Annotated in this window: 17 protein-coding genes and 1 pseudogene; 15 read left to right on the forward strand and 3 right to left on the reverse strand. The window is 58.8% G+C overall.

Features of this window, described 5'->3' with window-relative positions:
- Positions 1–12 precede the first annotated feature (12 nt).
- Together HUK73_RS16970 and HUK73_RS16975 are read left to right on the forward strand one after the other, a co-directional pair.
- The gene (locus HUK73_RS16970) at positions 13–318 is read left to right on the forward strand and encodes a CopG family ribbon-helix-helix protein (protein ID WP_176593195.1); all 306 of its coding nucleotides are present in this window, start codon (positions 13–15) and stop codon (positions 316–318) included.
- 305 nt (positions 319–623) lie between these two features.
- Positions 624–848: a hypothetical protein gene (locus tag HUK73_RS16975; RefSeq protein WP_176593278.1), complete on the forward strand. Its 225-nt coding sequence runs from the start codon at positions 624–626 to the stop codon at positions 846–848.
- Between the two features lie 109 nt (positions 849–957).
- On the opposite strand, the gene HUK73_RS16980 is transcribed toward HUK73_RS16975, so the two are convergent.
- On the reverse strand, positions 958–1,176 hold the full coding sequence (locus HUK73_RS16980) for a hypothetical protein (protein ID WP_176593196.1): 219 nt from the start codon (positions 1,174–1,176) through the stop codon (positions 958–960).
- 757 nt (positions 1,177–1,933) lie between these two features.
- On the opposite strand from HUK73_RS16980, the gene HUK73_RS16985 reads away from it, so the two are divergent.
- The 11 genes and pseudogenes from HUK73_RS16985 (at position 1,934) to HUK73_RS17035 (ending at position 11,028) form a co-directional block, all read left to right on the forward strand.
- Positions 1,934–3,106: a site-specific integrase gene (locus HUK73_RS16985; RefSeq protein ID WP_176593197.1), complete on the forward strand. Its 1,173-nt coding sequence runs from the start codon at positions 1,934–1,936 to the stop codon at positions 3,104–3,106.
- Positions 3,103–4,296, forward strand: coding sequence for a site-specific integrase (locus HUK73_RS16990; RefSeq protein ID WP_176593198.1), 1,194 nt, complete (start codon positions 3,103–3,105; stop codon positions 4,294–4,296). Before HUK73_RS16985 ends, HUK73_RS16990 begins: the two co-directional genes overlap by 4 nt.
- 73 nt (positions 4,297–4,369) lie before the next feature.
- Positions 4,370–4,660 (forward strand): type II toxin-antitoxin system RelE/ParE family toxin, encoded by a 291-nt coding sequence (locus tag HUK73_RS16995; RefSeq protein ID WP_176593199.1) that lies wholly within the window; start codon positions 4,370–4,372, stop codon positions 4,658–4,660.
- A gap of 9 nt (positions 4,661–4,669) precedes the next feature.
- Positions 4,670–4,999, forward strand: a complete 330-nt coding sequence (locus HUK73_RS17000) for a HigA family addiction module antitoxin (RefSeq protein ID WP_176593200.1) — start codon at positions 4,670–4,672, stop codon at positions 4,997–4,999.
- 66 nt (positions 5,000–5,065) lie between these two features.
- Complete coding sequence (locus tag HUK73_RS17005) at positions 5,066–6,694, forward strand: transposase (RefSeq protein WP_218036409.1); 1,629 nt, start codon at positions 5,066–5,068, stop codon at positions 6,692–6,694.
- An 83-nt stretch (positions 6,695–6,777) separates the two neighbouring features.
- Positions 6,778–7,677, forward strand: a complete 900-nt coding sequence (locus HUK73_RS17010; protein ID WP_176593201.1) for a HEPN domain-containing protein — start codon at positions 6,778–6,780, stop codon at positions 7,675–7,677.
- Positions 7,678–7,968: 291 nt separating this feature from the next.
- A complete protein-coding gene (locus HUK73_RS17015) occupies positions 7,969–9,000 on the forward strand; it encodes an IS110 family transposase (RefSeq protein ID WP_176592052.1) in 1,032 nt (343 codons plus the stop codon).
- Positions 9,001–9,391: 391 nt separating this feature from the next.
- Positions 9,392–9,892: a tyrosine-type recombinase/integrase gene (locus HUK73_RS27250; protein ID WP_176593202.1), complete on the forward strand. Its 501-nt coding sequence runs from the start codon at positions 9,392–9,394 to the stop codon at positions 9,890–9,892.
- 185 nt (positions 9,893–10,077) lie between these two features.
- Positions 10,078–10,293, forward strand: a pseudogene (locus HUK73_RS27255) (hypothetical protein); the annotation flags it as partial.
- Positions 10,294–10,383: 90 nt separating this feature from the next.
- Positions 10,384–10,617, forward strand: a complete 234-nt coding sequence (locus HUK73_RS17030; RefSeq protein ID WP_176593203.1) for an antitoxin — start codon at positions 10,384–10,386, stop codon at positions 10,615–10,617.
- A gap of 3 nt (positions 10,618–10,620) precedes the next feature.
- Positions 10,621–11,028 (forward strand): type II toxin-antitoxin system VapC family toxin, encoded by a 408-nt coding sequence (locus HUK73_RS17035; protein ID WP_176593204.1) that lies wholly within the window; start codon positions 10,621–10,623, stop codon positions 11,026–11,028.
- A gap of 391 nt (positions 11,029–11,419) precedes the next feature.
- Here HUK73_RS17035 and HUK73_RS17040 read toward each other — a convergent pair whose 3' ends face one another.
- Entirely contained in the window at positions 11,420–12,490 is a 1,071-nt protein-coding gene (locus HUK73_RS17040) for an AraC family transcriptional regulator (RefSeq protein ID WP_176593205.1), read from the reverse strand.
- Between the two features lie 21 nt (positions 12,491–12,511).
- Positions 12,512–13,804 carry a sulfotransferase gene (locus HUK73_RS17045; protein ID WP_176593206.1) on the reverse strand — a complete coding sequence of 431 codons (1,293 nt, stop codon included), beginning with the start codon at positions 13,802–13,804 and terminating at the stop codon, positions 12,512–12,514.
- A 283-nt stretch (positions 13,805–14,087) separates the two neighbouring features.
- Here HUK73_RS17045 and HUK73_RS17050 point away from each other — a divergent pair, with 283 nt between their 5' ends.
- Both HUK73_RS17050 and HUK73_RS17055 read left to right on the forward strand, forming a co-directional pair.
- Entirely contained in the window at positions 14,088–15,314 is a 1,227-nt protein-coding gene (locus HUK73_RS17050) for a hypothetical protein (RefSeq protein ID WP_176593207.1), read from the forward strand.
- A gap of 115 nt (positions 15,315–15,429) precedes the next feature.
- Positions 15,430–18,024 (forward strand): TonB-dependent receptor, encoded by a 2,595-nt coding sequence (locus HUK73_RS17055; RefSeq protein ID WP_176593208.1) that lies wholly within the window; start codon positions 15,430–15,432, stop codon positions 18,022–18,024.
- Positions 18,025–18,049: the final 25 nt, after the last annotated feature.

Here is an 18,049-nt window from a genome sequence, read left to right on the forward strand (position 1 = left end):
AGGGAAATGTGTATGACTGCTGCCACAACCATGACCATCAGCATAAGCGATGAATCCGCCGAAAAGCTGGAGCGGATCGCACGCGCGATGCGACGGGACAGGGCTGCTCTCGCAGCAGATGTGCTGACTGCCTATGTCGACAGGGGAATCCGCATCTTTGAGGCTGTTCAGCAGGGACTGGCTGATGTCGATGCCGGGCGGACTATCCCTCATGACGAGGTTATGGATCAGATTGACGCCATGATCGGGCTCAAGGACTCGTCCAGCCGGAAACAGTCGTCTTCGATCAATCGACTTTGCCGCGAGGTCGAAAGCTGAATGGCTCGCTCGCGTGCCGCACGGCCCCTTCGGTCCGCGCGTCGCTACGCATCGGCCGAGTCTCCCGACGAGAGGAAAAATCTCACTGACTTCCCATTGTGCCAGGCGGAGCGGGGCCGCGTGCAAGGAGGAGCGGTCCCGCCAATTTTCACAGGGCCTCCACTGCGCTTCGCTCCGTTCCAACCCTGAGAAAATCGGTTCCCCCACTCCCCGCTTCGCGGCGCGGGCCGGTGGCCCGCGTCCTTGACCCGACCCCGCTCCGCCCGCGCGCACTGACCCTGTCATTTCAAGACAGGAGGATCATGATGCAGACGATCACGAACCAGTTCCGCGCCGATCACGCCGCCTATTTCGCCGCGTGCGCCAATGCCGAACGCCGCGCGATGCACAGCTTCTTCGACCAGCATGTCATCGTCGACGAAGTGGTCGGCTATCTCGTCCTCGACGAGGGCGATCATGATCCGCTGCCGATGACCGTCATCGACCGGATCGTCTATACCGTCACCGGCAAACTGCTGGATGATTATTGAACGACAGGGGAGGGCTGCGGCTCTCCTTTTTTTGCTGTCGGACATGTGGTCATGACGGGCATCGAGCCCGCCATGACCAGGCGCGGCCCGATGCCGCGCCGTGGTGGCTTCAGCTTCCCAATCGCTTCTGGACTTCGTCGATTCCGAGCGTCCTGATCCGGTCCATGAGGCTGGTCAGCCTCTTCCCCTCGACCTTCAGCAATCCCGACCTCTCGACGGTCGCAATCGCGACCTCACGCTCCTTGTCTTCAAGCGCCTTCATGCGACCAGCCAGCTTCTGCTGCTCCGCCTCGATCGCGGCGCGTTCCTGTTCCAATGTGCGTGCCATAGTGGCGTTCCTTGTCCATGAGATAGGGCTCCGGACACCCCCTCTATAACCCGCGATCGAGCTCCATGCCAAGTCCACGGCATCGGCTTCTCGACCACCAAAATCTCCCACTGTCCATACGCCACGAACCGGGCGTGACGGCCTTCGGCCCTCACGCCCGGCCGTTGCTGTGGCGATGGGGATTGCCGCCTCGGCGCTCGCTAATCGAGCTGATCAAAGGGAAAGGCTGGCGGCTCGGCGGTTCGTTCCTCACCGCCGACCGGAGCTCTATTCGCTTGGGCCTCCGACGCCCCTTTCAGGGACGCCGTCGACCCAGGCTCACGGAGCCAAGGCGATGCCTTGTCTCCGCCCTGCCGGGTGTCGATCCCCTGCCGGACCGTCGGTCCTGGAGGCCCGACGGATGACCCGCGCTGGGGCTTTTCTCTCAGCGCTTTTTTGCGCGTCAATGGCCTCGCCATTCACCTGTCAGCCGCCCTTATCTTGTTCCGCCCGTCGGGCGGAACCTTGCCCCGCCGGAAGCGCGAACCATCCCCCTATGAGCCACGACCAGCACGACCAGAAGCCACAGAATCATCCCCAAGGCATAAGCACACCCCACGCACCATATGGTGCATGTATGGAAAAAAGTTCAATAAAACCGCCATTTGAGTTCCTCGACCTGCCCGCGGGTCCGGCTGCTCCCGCTGGCGATTGGGTCCCCCAAAACGCCCTGTTTCCCGAGACTTTCGAGGCGGATTCGGCTGTCGATGATGGTCTTATGGTCCCCAACGGGCAAAAGCTTGGGTGCCGGGCCTATCTCGACGGCAATTTTGCGCGGCGAAAGCTACCGCTCCGTACGACGGACTATTGCATCTGGGATACGGAATTGCCGGGCTTTGGCCTGCGTGTCAGGCCGACGGGCCGCTATTATTGGTGTGTCCGCGTCAGGCATCGCGGAACCCGGAAGCGTGTCTCCCTGGGGCGTACCAATGAAGTCGATGCGGATACGGCACGGGCAAAGGCGCGGCGGTTGCTGGCGGACGTGGCGCTGGATGGCTTACCCAAGCGAACGGTGATCAAGGCCAGTCCGACGATGGCGGACTTTGTTGCCACCTATTGGTGCGACATGATCCGGCTTTGGAAGCCGTCCACCGCCAAACGCAATCACGCTGCCTGGCGTCGGGATCTAGCACCCTATTTCGGGAAAATGCACCTAGCCGACATTGTGTCGGCGGATGTCAGGCGTTGGCGGGATGAGTGCGCAGGGTGCCGAGAGGCCAGCTACAATCGCGCTGTCCCGGTCCTTTCGGCGCTGCTCGACTATGCTGAAGCGCTTCACTTGCGGCGCAAGGGCTCGAACCCGGCGCGGGGGTTGCCGCGATACAAGCGGGAGGCCTGCGAACGCTATCTGTCGCCCCTCGAATATCGTCGCATGGGGGCCGCATTGCGAGAAGCCGAGGCAGACAATCCCGACGAAGTCGCCATGATTCGCCTGCTGCTATATACCGGCGCGCGGATCAGCGAGATTCGCGACCTGCAATGGCTATGGGTGCGGCCGCCGCATCTGGCGTTGCCCGACAGCAAGACCGGTCCCAAGACGATCTGGCTGAACAGGCAGGCGCTTGCGATCCTGGACATGCAGCCTCGGGTGGAAGGTTGCCCCTATGTTTTTCCCAATCGGGATGGGTCGGCGCCGCTGGACCCGAACAGTTGGTGGTTCAGATTTCGGCGGACTTGCGCGTTGCCGGATGTTCGTCTTCACGACCTGCGCCATAGCTTTGCATCTACCGCCATCATGGACAATGTTCCGTTGGCGACCATCGGTGCGTTGCTCGGTCATCTTCTCCCCGAAACCACCGCCAAATATGCCCATCTATCCGATGATGTCATTGCCGATGCGGCGCAGCGGATTTCCGGCAATCTCGCCCAGGCGATAGGGCTTCGCCCATGACCGCGCTTGCACTCAAGCAGGTGGTCCGCGAGGCATTGGCGGAGGTGGGCGTCGCATTCGACTTCACCCGCCTGCCAAGGGGCAAGGCGCGGACAACGACCTGGCTTGGCGGGCAGGGGTTTGGCATCCGCCATTATCCCTCCGGCCGCAACGTCTATATCGTCCAGGCCCGAATGGCTGGTCGCCTGCGGACGGTCACCATTGGTCCGGCAACGGTCCTGTCCCGCCACCAGGCGACCACCGTGTCACGGCGGGTTATTGCCTACGCACAGCTGGGCCTTGATGCGGCAGCGGAACGCAAGAGGATCAGGTCTGCGCCGGGCTTTGTCGATTTCCTTGAGGAATATTGGACGCGCTGGTCTCCGCGCTGGAAGCCGTCCACCCTCGACACCCACAATAAATATCGGCGGCTGTATCTCGATCGTGCCTTTCCCGACCGGACCATCGATGGACTGGATGAGGCCGATGTCGCCAGCTGGTTTTCCGACCTCAACAACCGCCTTGGTCCCGGTGGGGCGAACCGGGTGATGACGATCCTCAGCAGTATGATGAACAAGGCTGAGGCGTGGGGCTATCGGCTTGAGAATAGCAATCCCTGCAAGTCCATCCGGTTCAATCGCACGCGCCGGTGCGATCGGTTCCTCAGCCATGAGGAGTTGCAGCGGGTCGGTGCTGTTCTCGCCAGGGTACGGGCCACTGACGAGGCGGTTCGGCCCATCGCTGCGACCGCGATCACGCTCATGCTGCTGACGGGTTGTCGGGCTGGTGAGATCATGGACCTGCAATGGCGCGACGTTCGAGGGAACAGGCTCAAGCTGCGGGACAGCAAGACGGGGCCGCGCACGGTCTGGCTGGGGGATGAGGCGCGGGCGCTGATCGACGGCTTGCCGCGCTATATGCGGAGCCCATGGCTGTTCTGGAACCGCAACTATGGGCGTCGGCTAAAGGCCGTCGATTATTATTGGACGGAATTCCAGGCCGAAGCGGGTCTTCGCCGCGTTCGCCTGCATGACCTACGGCACACATTCGCGAGCCATGCGGCCATGAGCCAAGAAACCTTGCCCATGATCGGACGCTTGCTTGGCCATAGCGAAATCCAGTCGACGGCGCGCTATGCCCATCTTGACGATGCCCATCTGCTCGATGCTGCGGAGCAGATTGGTGCTGCTATTGAGCGGATGTTGGGTTGAACCGGCTATAATGCGCGGCCCGTACTGTATGGCGTCACTTGACACCGAACGACTTTAAAGAGTAGAGGTCGATATGAAGATCAGAAACGTGATCCACAAGGGATTGCGCCGACTCATGGAGGACGACGATGAAAGCGGGCTGCAACCCGTGGTCATCGGCAAGGTCCGGCGTATGCTGTCCTTCCTCCAGGATATGGAGCGGGAGGACGAATTGCGCACCGTGCCGAGCTGGAAGGCGCACCTGCTGACCGGCGACCGCAAGGGAACATGGAGCCTGTTCGTCACGAAAAATTGGCGGATGACGTTTCGGATCGACCGTGATGAGATCGAGATCATCGACCTTGATTATGAGGATTACCACTAGGAGGTGGCCATGAGTGCGATTGCAGGCATTCGTTTGAAGAACCCGGCCCATCCCGGCGGTTTTATCAAGCATGAAATCATCGAGCCGCTGGACCTGACGGTCACGGCGGCGGCCGAAGTGTTGGGTGTGACGCGGGCGACCCTCTCGACCCTGCTCAACGAGCGTGCAAGCCTTTCGTCGGAAATGGCGCTGCGCATCGAGAAAGCGTTCGGCGTGTCGATGGACACGCTCATGCGGATGCAGAACAGCTATGACATTGCGCAGGCTCGCAAGCGTGAGGGCGAAATCAAGGTCATGCCGTTCAAGGGCAAGCCGGTGGAGCCGCATACAGCGGTCTGAGTAAGCGGGGCAAATTTCCGGGCAGGGGGACTGGACAAGGTTGGTTTGGCGTGATTCACACTGCCGATGACTTCGGGCAACGACATTGGCGGTACAAGAGGCGAGGAGGATATTCGTCGGGTTGTTGCTGCGCTGGTTGAGCGTTGCGACCGTCTGGAAGCGACGAACCAGGATCTGCTGATCGAGAGGGCGGCTGACAAGCTGGAGATCCAGGCATTACGGGACGAGATTGCGCGATTGAAGGGCGATCCGCCGCGTCCCCGCTTCAAGTCGAAGCCATCGGGGATGGAGAAGTCGACGTCACCGACACCGGGGAAGAAGCGGAGCAAGCGGAGGCGTGGGGCGGTGCAATCGAAGCTCACCGTCAGCCGGGATGTGACGCTGAAAGCGGCAGTTCCTGATGGCTCACGTTTCAAGGGTTACGAAGACGTCTTGGTGCAGGATCTTCGGCTTGAAGTTGACGTCATCCGCTATCGTCGCGAGATTTGGCGGGGTCCTGATGGTAAGCGGATCGCAGCAGAGTTGCCGGCGGGCATTTTGGGAGGCTTTGGCCCCGAGCTACGGCGCTTTATCACGGCGGGTCATTTCCAAGGTCAGATCACCAGCGAACGGCTGTGCTCGATGTTGAACGGGATGGGTTTGGCCATTTCCAAACGCCAGGTCGTACGACTGCTCAGCCGTGGGCTCGACGATCTGGTTGCCGAAGATCGGGCGATTTTAGCCACGGGGATTTCCACGGCGCAATGGATCAATGTCGACGACACTTCCGCTCCGCATGCTCGCAAGAATGGGTATGTCACCCATCTTGGGGATCGGCGCTTCGCGGTGTTTCGCAGCAGCTTTTCCAAATCGCGGCGCAATTTTCTCAATCTTCTTCAGGCGGGCATCAGCCATTTTGTCGTCAACGACGAAGCGCTAGCCAAAATGCGCGAGATGAACCTCGCGTCCGAACCGATTGCCGTGCTGGAAGCCCACGAAGCCAAGCATTTTGAGAGCCCCGAGGCGTGGCAGGCGCATCTTTGCGCGCTGGGCTTTGACAAGTTGAGCGTCACGCCCGATCCCACCAAGGTCGCGACCGAAGGCGCGCTATGGGGCGCCCTTTGCGAACAAGGTCTGCTCGGCGACACAGCTATCGTCTCCGATGGCGCCGGTCAGTTCCGCGTCGGCAGCAACCATGCGTTGTGCTGGGTACATGCAGAAAGGCTGGTCCACAAACTCCATCCCCGCTCGAAGAAAGATCGTGAAGCGCTCGAACTCATCCGCACGTTGATCTGGTGGTTCTACGCCGATCTCAAAGCCTGGCAAAAGCATCCGGATCCCAAACGGGGCCGTGCCCTCAGGGTTCGTTTTGACCGGATCTTTGCCCGCAAAACCGGCTTTGTGATGCTCGATCGGCAATTGGCACGCCTCTACCGCCAGAAAAACGATCTCCTGCGCGTTCTGACACGTCCCGAAATCCCGTTGCATACCAACGGTTCGGAAAACGATATCCGCAGCTTTGTCACCAAGCGCAAAATTTCCGGTGGCACCGTTAGCGAACAAGGACGGATCGCTCGCGACATCATGCTCGGCCTGATCAAAACCTGTGCCAAGCTTGGCGTCTCCTTCTACCAATTCCTCGGTGATCGCTTCGCCGTTCCCGGCGCGCCATCCGTTCCATGGCTGCCGGACCTCGTCAGCGCCGCTCCCGCCTGACCGCCCGGGAGTTTGCCCCGCTTACTCAGTCTGACGCGTAACCCCTTGCTTTGCAGCGCTTCCCTCGACAGTGTGAAAATGTGATGCGAACCGACCTTGACCATCTTCCGGCACCCAAGCAGCAGGAGCTGCAAGAGGTCATGCGTATCCTGTTTGAGGAATTTGCAGCCGTCATTGGCGAGAGCACCGCGCCTTGGAAAAAGAAGGCGCGCATCCTCAAGGTCATCCTCTATGGCTCCTATGCGCGTGGCGATTGGGTGGACGATCCCATCGGCGGTTACAAATCCGACTATGACATTCTGGTCGTCGTGAACGATGAGCGGTTGACGGATGTAGTGGATTATTGGGCCTCGGCCGAAGACCGGCTGATGCGCGAGATGACGATAACGGGAACCCTCAGCGCGCCGGTGGGCCTAATCGTGCATAGTCTCAAGGACCTGAATAAGCAGCTCGAACATGGGCGTCCCTTTTTCGTCGACATCGCCAAACAGGGCATTGCGCTATATGAGGCGGAAGGCTTTGGGCTGGCTACGCCGCAGAAGCTTGCGCCCGAAAAAGCCCTCGCGGAAGCTAAAGAATATTTTGATCTGTGGTTTCCCAAGGTTTTGAGCGCCGTGAGGGGTGCCGCTAGATACCTTGAGGACGATGAGCGCAATGACGCTGCGTTCACGCTCCATCAAGCCGCAGAGCGGGCATATCATTGCGCGTTGCTCGTGTTGACGCTCTATTCGCCGAAATCTCACAAGCTCAATTTCCTGCGCGGCCATGCGGAAGAAATTGCCCCCGAACTGATTGAGGCGTGGCCGCGCGATGACAAGTTCAGCCGCCGTTGCTTCGAGTTGCTACGCCAAGCCTATGTGAACGCAAGATACTCGCCTCATTACAAAGTAACGGACGAGGAATTGAACTGGCTCGGTGAGAGGCTTTTTTGCCTTCAAGGTCTTGTAAAATCTGTCTGCGAACGGCGGTTGGCTGAAGTTTGATTAGGGGTTCACCCGCAGGTTCAGCTTTATTGGTAACATGGGTTCGAATCCTTCGAGCATGTTCGAACAGAACCGCGGCACAGCTATGAGCGTGCGGATGCCCATTCTACTCCGACCGGACCACGGATCACGGACCTTCCATAAGCGCAAGTTGGACGAACATGACGTAATCGCGGGAGCACCGGCCGCGGGCCAGGAGCACGAGATTACTGGAAGGTTGGTTGCCCCCCGATAAGATGAAGAACGGGCTCACGATTTTGGACCGGGCCCAGCATCAGACGGAGGACAACCGTGGATCAGTATATCGGACTCGACGTTTCTCTAAAAGACACTTCGCTATCGGTTCGTCAGGATGGCAAGCGCGTTTGGCGCGGCAAGTGTGCCTCCGATCCCAAACTGCTTGCCGAAGTGATCCGCAAACGCGCGCCGAATGCAAAGCGCGTGGTATTTGAGACCGGACCGTTGTCGGTTTGGTTTTACCATGCGCTTACTGCGGAGGGTTTGCCCGCGATCTGTATAGACGCGCGCCATGCAAAGGCCGCCCTCGATATGGCTGCCAACAAGACCGATGCAAACGACGCCGACGGTCTGGCTCATTTGGCTGAGGTGGGCTTTTATCGGGAGGTGCGCGTCAAAGGCTTTGACAGCATGTTGATGAGGACGCTGATCAGCGCCCGACGCCAACTGATGAAGATGCGGGTACAGATGTCGAACCAGATACGCGGGCTGATGAAGACATTCGGGCTTGTCATACCCAAAGGCACCGGCAGCGTTTTTGAGCGCAACGTCGTTACGCTTCTGGAAGGCGAAGACAATCTGTCGCGCATCATCCTACCGCTGCTTAAGGCCTGGAGCGATATTCGGCTTCGGGTGGCGGAGTTGACCAAGCAGCTGGTTGCGATGGCTGGCACGGATCCACGCTGCCGTCTGCTCACCTCGGTGCCTGGCGTGGGCACGGTCACCGCTACCGCCTTTGCAGCAGCAGTGGAGGATTCGATCAACTTCAAGAACTCCCGCGCTGTCGGGGCGTGGGTCGGGCTCACCCCAAAGCGATATCAATCGGGGGAAGTTGATTATGAAGGCCACATCTCGCGCCGTGGCGACCCTAAGTTACGGACGCTGTTGTACGAGGCGGCCGCGGTCATATTGAACAGATCAACGGAGACGAACACGTTACGCACTTGGGCGCTGGCGTTAAAAGAGCGGCTTGGTTTCAAGCGAGCGGCTGTAGCTCTTGCCCGCAAATTAGCGGTGATCATGCACGCGATGCTGAAGACGGGCGAACTGTTCGATCCAAACGCCGGGACCACCGTATCAGTCTGACCCAATAAACCAACGCCATTAACAGAACACTCATCGTTTCACTGATAACGCCCTTTCAGGGCGTGCCGAGCCGTCCCTGCCGGGACGCGGCCGAGATCATTCCGCGAAGCGGGAAGCAACTGTCCTCATAAGCAGATTGCGTCACGAACATAGGAAGATCTTGCCTACGGAACCCATCCTGCGGCGATCAACTTGCATCGACCGCGTAGACGACCCTGTACCCGGCATACGCATGGCAACAGTTATGAACGAATGATTTTGCTGGCTTGACAGAGGGGCGATTAGACGACCCGCTTCGCGGGAGCTGGCGCGTGGTGCCGGCTTTGTCCAACACATTTGCGGAAGTGAGGACTGAGGTCATTTTGCCAGGTCCGGCCGCAGCCGTGACGCCATGTTTGAGGGCTCTCGAATCGGGCACAATCAGTTGGCTGTAAACACCAGCCTGATTGACCGAAGGAGTATCTCCGAAGCTACGCATCTGAAGTGCCGCGGTGCCATCGACCGTCAGCGGATGGTCCTACGGATCGAACAAGGCAAGGGGCAGAAGGACCGCTACGTCATGCTGTCCGTGAGGCTGCTCGATATCCTGACCAGCTACTGGCGCGTTGCCAGGCCCAAGGATTGGCTATTTCCCGGTACATCCGATGATCGACCAATCACCCGTCAGGCAGTAGGCCTCGCCTGCGAGAAAGCGCATGCCCGGTCTGGGCTAACCAAACCGGTAAGCCCCCATGGGATGAGGCACTATATTCCCATACTGATTATGTCGGGTAGCGCTGTCCGAACGGCGGCACATTGGGCATTTCGGCGCATCCGTGGACATACCACGCGACATAATTTCTTGAGCTACAGACTGATGAGGAAACCGAGCAAACGATCTACCGGCCGATAACGACCCAGTTTTGCGTCGTGAGGTAATGTCTTTGGCCACGCTGTTGGTGGAAGGCGATCAATATTATGTCTCTGGAAAGCCATAAGAATCGACGGATTTACGTGGGATATGGGAAATTACCCGACATAATCAGTATGGGAACATAGTGTCTCCTATCTCTTCGGAGAAATAGGAGGCATGCCTTTGCGGTTCATTTGTTCGAAGCTGGGACTGATGTGCGAACCATCCAACTCCTGCTTGGCCACCGCGCCTTGGCTACGACAGCCCAATATCTCCGTATTGCTACCAACAAGATCCCATGGGGAGTGGATAGCGACCTGTCCCCATGGGATCTTGTCTGGCGCACAGACCTTGAGATGAAGCCTGATGCGGAAGCTCGAATGAAGATGGTTCATCATTAGCCTGCGGTCCCATAGACAAGTTATGGGAGGCCGAATCTCGTCTCGCCAAACGCGCTGGCATATGCTATTGACATAGGCCAAGGAGGCGCCATGAACGCCTATCGTCACGTCAAACTGTTCAAGAATGGTCGCAGCCAGGCGGTCCGCATTCCGCGCGAGTTCGAGCTGCCGGGCGAGGACGCGATCATCCGCAAGGATGGGGATCGCCTCATCATCGAGCCGGCCCCCGTGCTGTCGCTGGCTGCCTATTTGGCCACCCTGGAGCCGATCGACGACGATTTCGGCGCCATCGAAGACACGCCGCCTGATCCCGTCGACTTCTGACCCATGTATCTGCTCGATACCAACATCCTGTCGGATCTCGTCCGGCACCCTGGGGGCGTGATCGGCGCGCGCATTACCCAACTGCCCAATGATGCGGTCGCAACAAGCGTTGTAGTGGCCAGCGAATTGCGGTTCGGTGCCGAGCGCCGCGGTTCTGAGCGACTGACCGCACAGCTGGAGGGCATCCTCAAGCGACTTCCCGTCCTGCCACTCGCCGCGGACGCAGACCGTCACTATCGCGCGCTCCGCGCCGCCCTCGAGCGGCAGGGTACGCCCATCGGGGGGAACGACATGTTCATCGCGGCGCATGCGCTTGCGCTCGATGCCACCTTGGTGACGGACAATGTCCGCGAGTTCGCGCGTGTTCCCGGCCTCAGGGTTGAGAATTGGCTGCGGCCGGCCGGCGCATGAATTGCAGCTTAATGATTTCGGCGCGTTTGTAGCAAAATTACATAGTTCTAACCGCATCCGCTAGAACCAGCTAAAACGACCTAAAAAGGACAGGGTGCCTTTTATTTCTGACCGGCCCTGGGACCTAGCCGACTTTCCGGTCTGGGGAAGAGACCTGGGGCAACCAGACATTCAGCTGGGCCTACCGGAGCGACTGCATCCGCCGACAATCCAGTCGTTCGCTGGGATTTGGCCGCTCCCAATAACTGCCATCCATTTATGTTCTGGCGTGACAGAAATAGCCGTTCTCGAGTTGGCGCCACACCACTCAGGCTGCAGCTGAGTTTCGGTTCCGACCGACGAGGGCCTTCAGCTGACGGATAGGTGGACCGTCGACAAACGACGTTACCGTTCATCCGGTTGTGCGCCCACTTCCGTCGGCCGACGCACCTCGGCGTGAAAGAGTGTCTCGTCGAAACGCGATTGGGGTGGTGCCACTCCATTCCACGAACGCGCGCGTGAACGCTTTGGTCCCGCTGAAATCCAGTATCGTCGCGACCTGGTCGAAGTGCGCGTTGTCAGCAGCCAGCAATTCTCGCGCGACGCGATACCGGATGTTGGCCTTGATTTCGCGGATCGAACCGCCCTCGGATTCCAGGTGTCTCCGGAACGTAGCACTCGACATACCGAACCGCTTGGCCAGTTCGACATGGTTGGGAAGCGGCCGGGCACTCAGCATTGCGTCCCGGTAGAGAGCCGTGACCTGGGCCGAGAGGCTCACGGTCATATCTGCGGGCAGCAGAACGTCGAAGGGGAATGATTGCAGAAACTGGCGCATTTCAACGCCGTCTCGGACCACAGGGCGGTCTAGCGCTTGCGCCGGGAAAATCAGGCCGTCCATCTGGCCATTATATCTGACCGTGATGCCGAACACCGCAGAAATTGAGGCGGATTCTTCGTCCATTCCCATCACGAGCTCATATTTGGGATCTACCGGTTGACCGATCAGCCACTCGAATAGCCTGGAGAAGACGAGAAAAGCATTCAGCGTGAAGAATGTGCGCCAACCCTCCTCTACGGGGCCGAGGTGGATCCCCATCCTCATCATATCGTCCGCTTCGATGGTATCGAGCCAGCCATATGCTCGTCCGCAAATCTCGAAGAACCGCGATTGGCGCTGGATCACCTCCCTCAACGACGAGCTCGTAACGAGCGCGTGGCACATCAGGTCGAAATCTTCGCGCGACAGACCTGTAATGCCTGCCGGAACGTACACCTGACGGATGCTGTTAACGCAATGCTGGCTGATGCGCGCGAAGTCCGTGACCGGCAGATGCCGGACTCGTCGCAAGAGGAGATCCTCAAAGGAATAGGAAAAGCGACACTCGCGAAGAATCGCGGTGGCGGAGAGTCCAACGCTCTCCGCCTTGCGCAGGAGGAGGACGAGCTGTTCGGTCGGCGCATATTTCTTATCGCTGCTCACGGTCGTCGCTCCTGGCATTCCTCAGATTTCGTCAGGAACCTTAAAGTATTCCTGATATTTTCTGTAGCTCTCGCGCTCTACCGCTGTTCGCGCGTCACCCTGGCGGGACTTCTGGTATTTGGACGAATTACCATGACCTGACTGGTGACGGCTTTTTAGCCACGTAAGCATCGAGGAAAGCACCTCAGGTTTCAGCTCGAGATGGAGATCCCGATATATCTCCTCGATCACCGTCTGGGGATCAGCGATGAAATCATAATATAGCAAATTGGCGTAATAGCCTTTGCGTAGCACACCGTTTTCGATAGCCGCAATCACGTCATCCCACATCGCCACCCGTGAGCCGATGTCCGCCCAGGCGCTCGCCGTGTCCGGATAGAGAAAAGGGTTGTCCGTCCGCCAATAATAGATGGTCCCCGATGTGTTCACGACCGAATCTGCGGTGACGATGGGATCCCGGTGGGGAAGGATGATCTTTGCGTCAGGATAGGCCTTCAGGAGTGCCTCGATCCGCTCCATGTGGGTAGGATTTTTTAGTAGCCAGTGCTTCTGCATATATTTGAACTGGAGGAGCTTCAGAATGCGCTTGTGCCAATGGAAATGGTAATCGGCCGCCTGCTCGCGAAAATACCGTTCGTAAGTCGGGATCTGAAAAGCGTTCACCCACACTTCGGAAAAGAAGGCGAGATAGGTGAACTCGATATCCTCCACCGGCAGTTCCGGGCCGGTGGGATGGACACCTTTCCATTCGGGTGAGATCGCGTCGATAATGTCGATCCTGTCCTGTGCCTTGCGTATCCGCGGATCGGTCCGATAGGTGGCCGCCTCTGGAGGCGGCGCGGGGTAGAGCGCCTCCCAGCGACGAACAGAACGAAATTGTGGATCGTGCGACAGCGTCTCGTGGAGGATGCTTGTGCCCGACCTCCCGAGACCAAGGATGAAGACGGGCTCGACAATGGCCTCGTCTTCGATCTCAGGATTGAGACGATAGGCTTCGGTGACCTGGAGCCTGGCCTCGAGATAGCTGACGAGTTCAGAGCGCGTCAGAATTCTGCCGAAGAAGTTTAGCCTGGCTTCCTCCTCGATAGCCTTGATGAGCACTCGGAAGTGCTCGATCCAGCCGTCGTCGCCAAAATCATCCAGCCCTGTATTGTGACGGGCGGCGCTGAACAGCGAATCCTCGTCGAGGGGGATGACGGCTTGGCCATCCATCTTGTCGCCAAGCTGGTTCAGCATCGTTAGCCATTCGGGTCGCGGGGCCGGCTGCCACGTCTTGCGGCGATCCTCGCTTCCGAGCTCGTTGGGGTTGCCCATGCATCTCTCCTAGGGATTCGGCAGGAGGTGTTTCCTGTCCCGATCGACGCGATGACTAGGGCGTTACCGCGCTTCTCGTCCAGACCATGCCGGAACGGAAGTGCGCATCATTGGTGCACATATGCTCAGAGGCAAGTGGCGTGTGGCGTTGTGAGCATATTTGAGGTAAGGCCAAGCAATTCTGTGATCTGGGTTGGATTGCACGGGCCAGTTTCGACCGACATCAAGGGGCCGCCGCGCGACGACGAGCGCGGGGGCGCTGCCCGAACAAAAGGAGATGGTCATGCCAATTTCTCAGCCTCCTCTCGACACATCGGATCAGAGATGGGTGGAGCGTTTGGCACTCAGAATTCTTGGCGACAGATCGCTGGCAGTGGTCGGCCAATCTGTTGCACAGCACTGGATCGCACAAATTGAACCGGACGAAGCGCAGCTTCGCCAGTTCGAACTCGAACTCGAGCGGGCGGTGTTTTGCGGCCTGCTGAACACCGCCAACGCCGATCCCGGCCGGCCTCTCATGCACGCCTTCGGCCGGCTGGGACACGAGATTGATGGAAAGACTGTGCCGGCCACGCGGACGGCGCATACCAATCTCGATTATGTCTATCGGTTCGTGCCCCTCCATGGGGCTTCTTCGCTGCATATCCGGGGCCGGGTGCGCGACGGGCAAGCACCGCTTGCGATAGAATATGCTCTTCTGACGGCGGGCCAAGTTTATCAAAAAACGCTCGCGCTCGCTGATCTAGCCTTAAGCTCCGACGGCACCTTCGACATCTACGTGGATGGCGAGGAAGCGGGCGATCGGCAAAATCACTTCCAGGTGGATCAAGACAGCTATCAGCTCCTGCTGCGCGACGTCATCGGAGACCCAAGGTCACAAATGCCTCTGGATCTTGAGATCGTTCGGACGGAGCCTCTTCCGGATCCGACCTCCATAGAACTGCCGGCCCTAGATGCCGCCGCCGAGACCCATATTCGGAAGCATGTCGACGACTTGATCTTCACGACCAGGAATTTCGCCATGGCCGGGCCGGCCAATCAGTTCGGCGACCCCGCCATCAACAAGACCGGCATTTACTCGGCGTCGCAGGCTTATTCGATCGGTCATGTCCGCCTTGACCGCGATGAAGTGATGATCATCACCTTGACGCTTGGCAGCGCGGCTTATGCGACTGTGCCGCTGACGAACATCTGGGGCGGCGTGGGCGAGATCCTCGCCGTCCGCTCGAATGTGTCTACGCCGCTGGCCACGCCAAACTGCGACGGAAGCTTCACCTTTGTCATCGGCCTCACGGATCCGGGTACCTATAATTGGGTGGAAATTGGCCCCGACGGCACCGGCTGCCTCTTCATGCGCTGGGTCGGGCTTACCGACGGCGTAGCGCCGGAAATGTCGGCGAGCATCATGAACCAGGAAGATTGGCGTCCGCCGGCCGAACTCATCAGGAATGGCGGTCCTGACGGCGCGAAGCAATTGCGACGTGAGGGTTATTGTCGCGTCATGGCATAACTCGGAAGCCGCCGCGAACTGGCTAGCCTTAGTCCCGGCCTCCATGACCGGGGGCGAACGGAAACGACTTACCTGTTCTGAGCATTTTTAGGGATCGACTGAGCATTGTTGGGGCATGTCGCTGCTTGTAATTCGCCCGGCTTCGGGCGATCCAAGATGCATAGCTGGCAATCCAATTAGTTCATCTGATGATGCGACCAAATTGTTGAACCAAATTCAGAGTGCCAAGATCCAGAAAAGCCGTTCTGATGAAAGTTCACGTTCGGACCAAGGCCATAAAAAGGCAAGCGTAACAGTAAAGATTGCGCGGAAAATATCCAAGGAGAGAAAAATGAAGGCGTGCCTTTTCCTGTCAAGTGCTGCGGTAATGTGTTTTTGCTATCCCGCTTATTCACAGGTCACGCCCCCAGCTGGCGCCCGCGTGTCGTCCGAAGCTGACAAGGCATCGGAGCAGGAAGGATCCGCAGGCGCATCTTCGGCTTACGGCGGGCTTGGTGACATTGTCGTCACCGCCCAGAAGCGGTCCGAACGGCTACAGCAAACGCCCTTGGCTGTGAGCGCGGTAACGAGCGACACGATCAGGAGCCGGGGCATCGCTTCCGTGGCCGGTCTGACATCCGTCGCGCCGAGCGTATCCGTATCGGTGGGGGCTTCGTCTGCGACCAATGTTTCCCTCTTCATTCGCGGCATCGGCGAGATCGAACAGGTCCTGACCTCCGACAGCCCCGTGGGTCTCTATGTTGACGGCATCGTCGTTGGCCGTTCAGCTGGGGCAGCGTTCGAAGTCCTGGACCTCGAGCGGATCGAGGTTCTTCGTGGCCCCCAAGGCACGCTCTACGGCCGCAATACGATCGGCGGCGCTGTCAACTTCATCACGGCCAAGCCGTCGGAGGACTTTGGCATCACTGCCCAGGCATCTTTTGGTAACTACGATCTTGCGAAGGGCGGATTCACCCTCAACACTGGTGATATTGGCGGATCAGGGCTGAAGGGTCTCGTCAGCTTCGTGCACAAGCAGCGCAGCGGTTATGTCAACAATGTGCTTAAACCCGATAATCGCGATCCTGGCGCCTATAATCTCGACGCCGTTCGCGCCGCGCTGCGCTACGAGTCGGGTGCGGTAACACTCGATTATGGGTTCGACTTTTCGGTTCGACAGAGCATCGCTGGCGCATTCCAGCTGACGGCGGTGCGCCCGGACGTCCTGGATTATTTGAACGCTTCGCCCGGGCTAGGCGGATCGGCGCCGGTCTTTTCCCGCAGCCGGCTTGACCAACTGGCACTGGCCCCGGTCGGCCGGATCAGGGATGAAGTCGAGGGCCACACCCTGACGGTCAACATCGAGCTTGGTGATGTCACCGTTCGCTCTCTCACGGGCTATAGACGCTGGCAGGGACTGAACCAGCTCGACACGTTGGGCGGTAATGCCGGTCTCGTTGGTTTCACCGTGAGCCCTGCGATCCTTGCTCCGCCGAACCCGTTCATCCCATTGGGTGTCAGGCCAATCAATCTCTTCACGGCCCAGAACGAGCGCAAGCAGCACCAATGGTCGCAGGAATTCAATGTTCTGGGCAATATCGGCGATCGCTTCAAATATGTCGGCGGCCTCTATTATTTTGACGAGAAGGCACGCGAAACCAACCCGACCAACTTCCTGCTGGTCCTGCCATCGCCAGTTCCGATCCCGCTTACGCCGGACGTCACGCTCAATGGCTTTGGCGTACCGTTGGGCAGCCTGCTTGCATATCAACATGAGTCGGAATCGCGCGCTGCCTTTGCGCAGGCGAGCTATTCGCTGACGGACCGGCTCACCCTCACCGGCGGGATACGCTATACCGAGGACGAGAAGCATCTCACGCAAACCTCGCCTTATGTACGTTCGCCGGACGCAAGCTTCAGCAAGACGAATTTTGCCGTAAGCCTCGATTTCCAGGCCACTCCGGATCTGCTTGCTTATGGCCGGGTCTCGACGGGCTATAAATCTGGTGGGTTCAACGCGCGCTCGGCGAATTCGGGCTTTGATCCGGAGTCGCTCACCTCATACGAGGCAGGCATCAAGAGTGAGTTGTTCGACCGTCGCCTCCGAATGAACCTCACCGGGTTTTACGCCGATCACAAGGACGTTCAGCTCCAGCAGACGCAGGCCGGCACAGGAGGAGCCCAGACCGCTACCGTCAACGCGGGAAAGGCGCGATATTGGGGCGTCGAGGCAGAGCTTGCTGCAAAGCCGACACCCGAGCTGACGCTTGCTGCCAATGTCGGCTATGTGAACCGCAAATATAAGCAGTTTCTTATCCTCGATCCCGTCACCGATACGTTCGTTGACGTCAAGGATAGCGCCAATTTCGTGGTCGGGCCGACAACGACCATCAGCGCGTCGGCACAATATGAATTCCCACCTATGAGTGTCGGTCAGGTTGTTGCCCGCGTGGACTATGATTATCGCGGCAAGATATATTTCAATCCGACAACCGTGGGCGCGCCCTTCAATGATGAAATCCGGGGGGACGGGCGCAATCTGGTTGGACTCCGGCTCGCATTGCGGGGCCTCCAGCTGGGTGGCGGGTCAGCCGAAATCGCCGCCTGGGGCAAGAATGTCTTCAGCGAGAAATATCGCGAGTTCGGCATTGATTTTGGTGCCTTGGGCTATGCGGGCAACATCTATGCAGAGCCAGCTACTTATGGCCTGGATTTCTTGCTGAAATTCTAGAGCGGCTTTTACTCCCTTACTTCCT

The organism is Sphingobium sp. EM0848 (assembly GCF_013375555.1).
Classification (GTDB): Bacteria; Pseudomonadota; Alphaproteobacteria; order Sphingomonadales; family Sphingomonadaceae; genus Sphingobium.

Coding starts and splice junctions, on each gene's coding strand:
- HUK73_RS16970 (WP_176593195.1), top strand. CDS start 13: ATGACTGCTGCCACAACCATGACCATCAGCATAAGCGATGAATCCGCC.
- HUK73_RS16975 (WP_176593278.1), top strand. CDS start 624: ATGCAGACGATCACGAACCAGTTCCGCGCCGATCACGCCGCCTATTTC.
- HUK73_RS16980 (WP_176593196.1), bottom strand. CDS start 1,176: ATGGCACGCACATTGGAACAGGAACGCGCCGCGATCGAGGCGGAGCAG.
- HUK73_RS16985 (WP_176593197.1), top strand. CDS start 1,934: ATGGTCCCCAACGGGCAAAAGCTTGGGTGCCGGGCCTATCTCGACGGC.
- HUK73_RS16990 (WP_176593198.1), top strand. CDS start 3,103: ATGACCGCGCTTGCACTCAAGCAGGTGGTCCGCGAGGCATTGGCGGAG.
- HUK73_RS16995 (WP_176593199.1), top strand. CDS start 4,370: ATGAAGATCAGAAACGTGATCCACAAGGGATTGCGCCGACTCATGGAG.
- HUK73_RS17000 (WP_176593200.1), top strand. CDS start 4,670: ATGAGTGCGATTGCAGGCATTCGTTTGAAGAACCCGGCCCATCCCGGC.
- HUK73_RS17005 (WP_218036409.1), top strand. CDS start 5,066: ATGACTTCGGGCAACGACATTGGCGGTACAAGAGGCGAGGAGGATATT.
- HUK73_RS17010 (WP_176593201.1), top strand. CDS start 6,778: ATGCGAACCGACCTTGACCATCTTCCGGCACCCAAGCAGCAGGAGCTG.
- HUK73_RS27250 (WP_176593202.1), top strand. CDS start 9,392: ATGTTTGAGGGCTCTCGAATCGGGCACAATCAGTTGGCTGTAAACACC.
- HUK73_RS17030 (WP_176593203.1), top strand. CDS start 10,384: ATGAACGCCTATCGTCACGTCAAACTGTTCAAGAATGGTCGCAGCCAG.
- HUK73_RS17035 (WP_176593204.1), top strand. CDS start 10,621: ATGTATCTGCTCGATACCAACATCCTGTCGGATCTCGTCCGGCACCCT.
- HUK73_RS17045 (WP_176593206.1), bottom strand. CDS start 13,804: ATGGGCAACCCCAACGAGCTCGGAAGCGAGGATCGCCGCAAGACGTGG.
- HUK73_RS17050 (WP_176593207.1), top strand. CDS start 14,088: ATGCCAATTTCTCAGCCTCCTCTCGACACATCGGATCAGAGATGGGTG.
- HUK73_RS17055 (WP_176593208.1), top strand. CDS start 15,430: ATGTCGCTGCTTGTAATTCGCCCGGCTTCGGGCGATCCAAGATGCATA.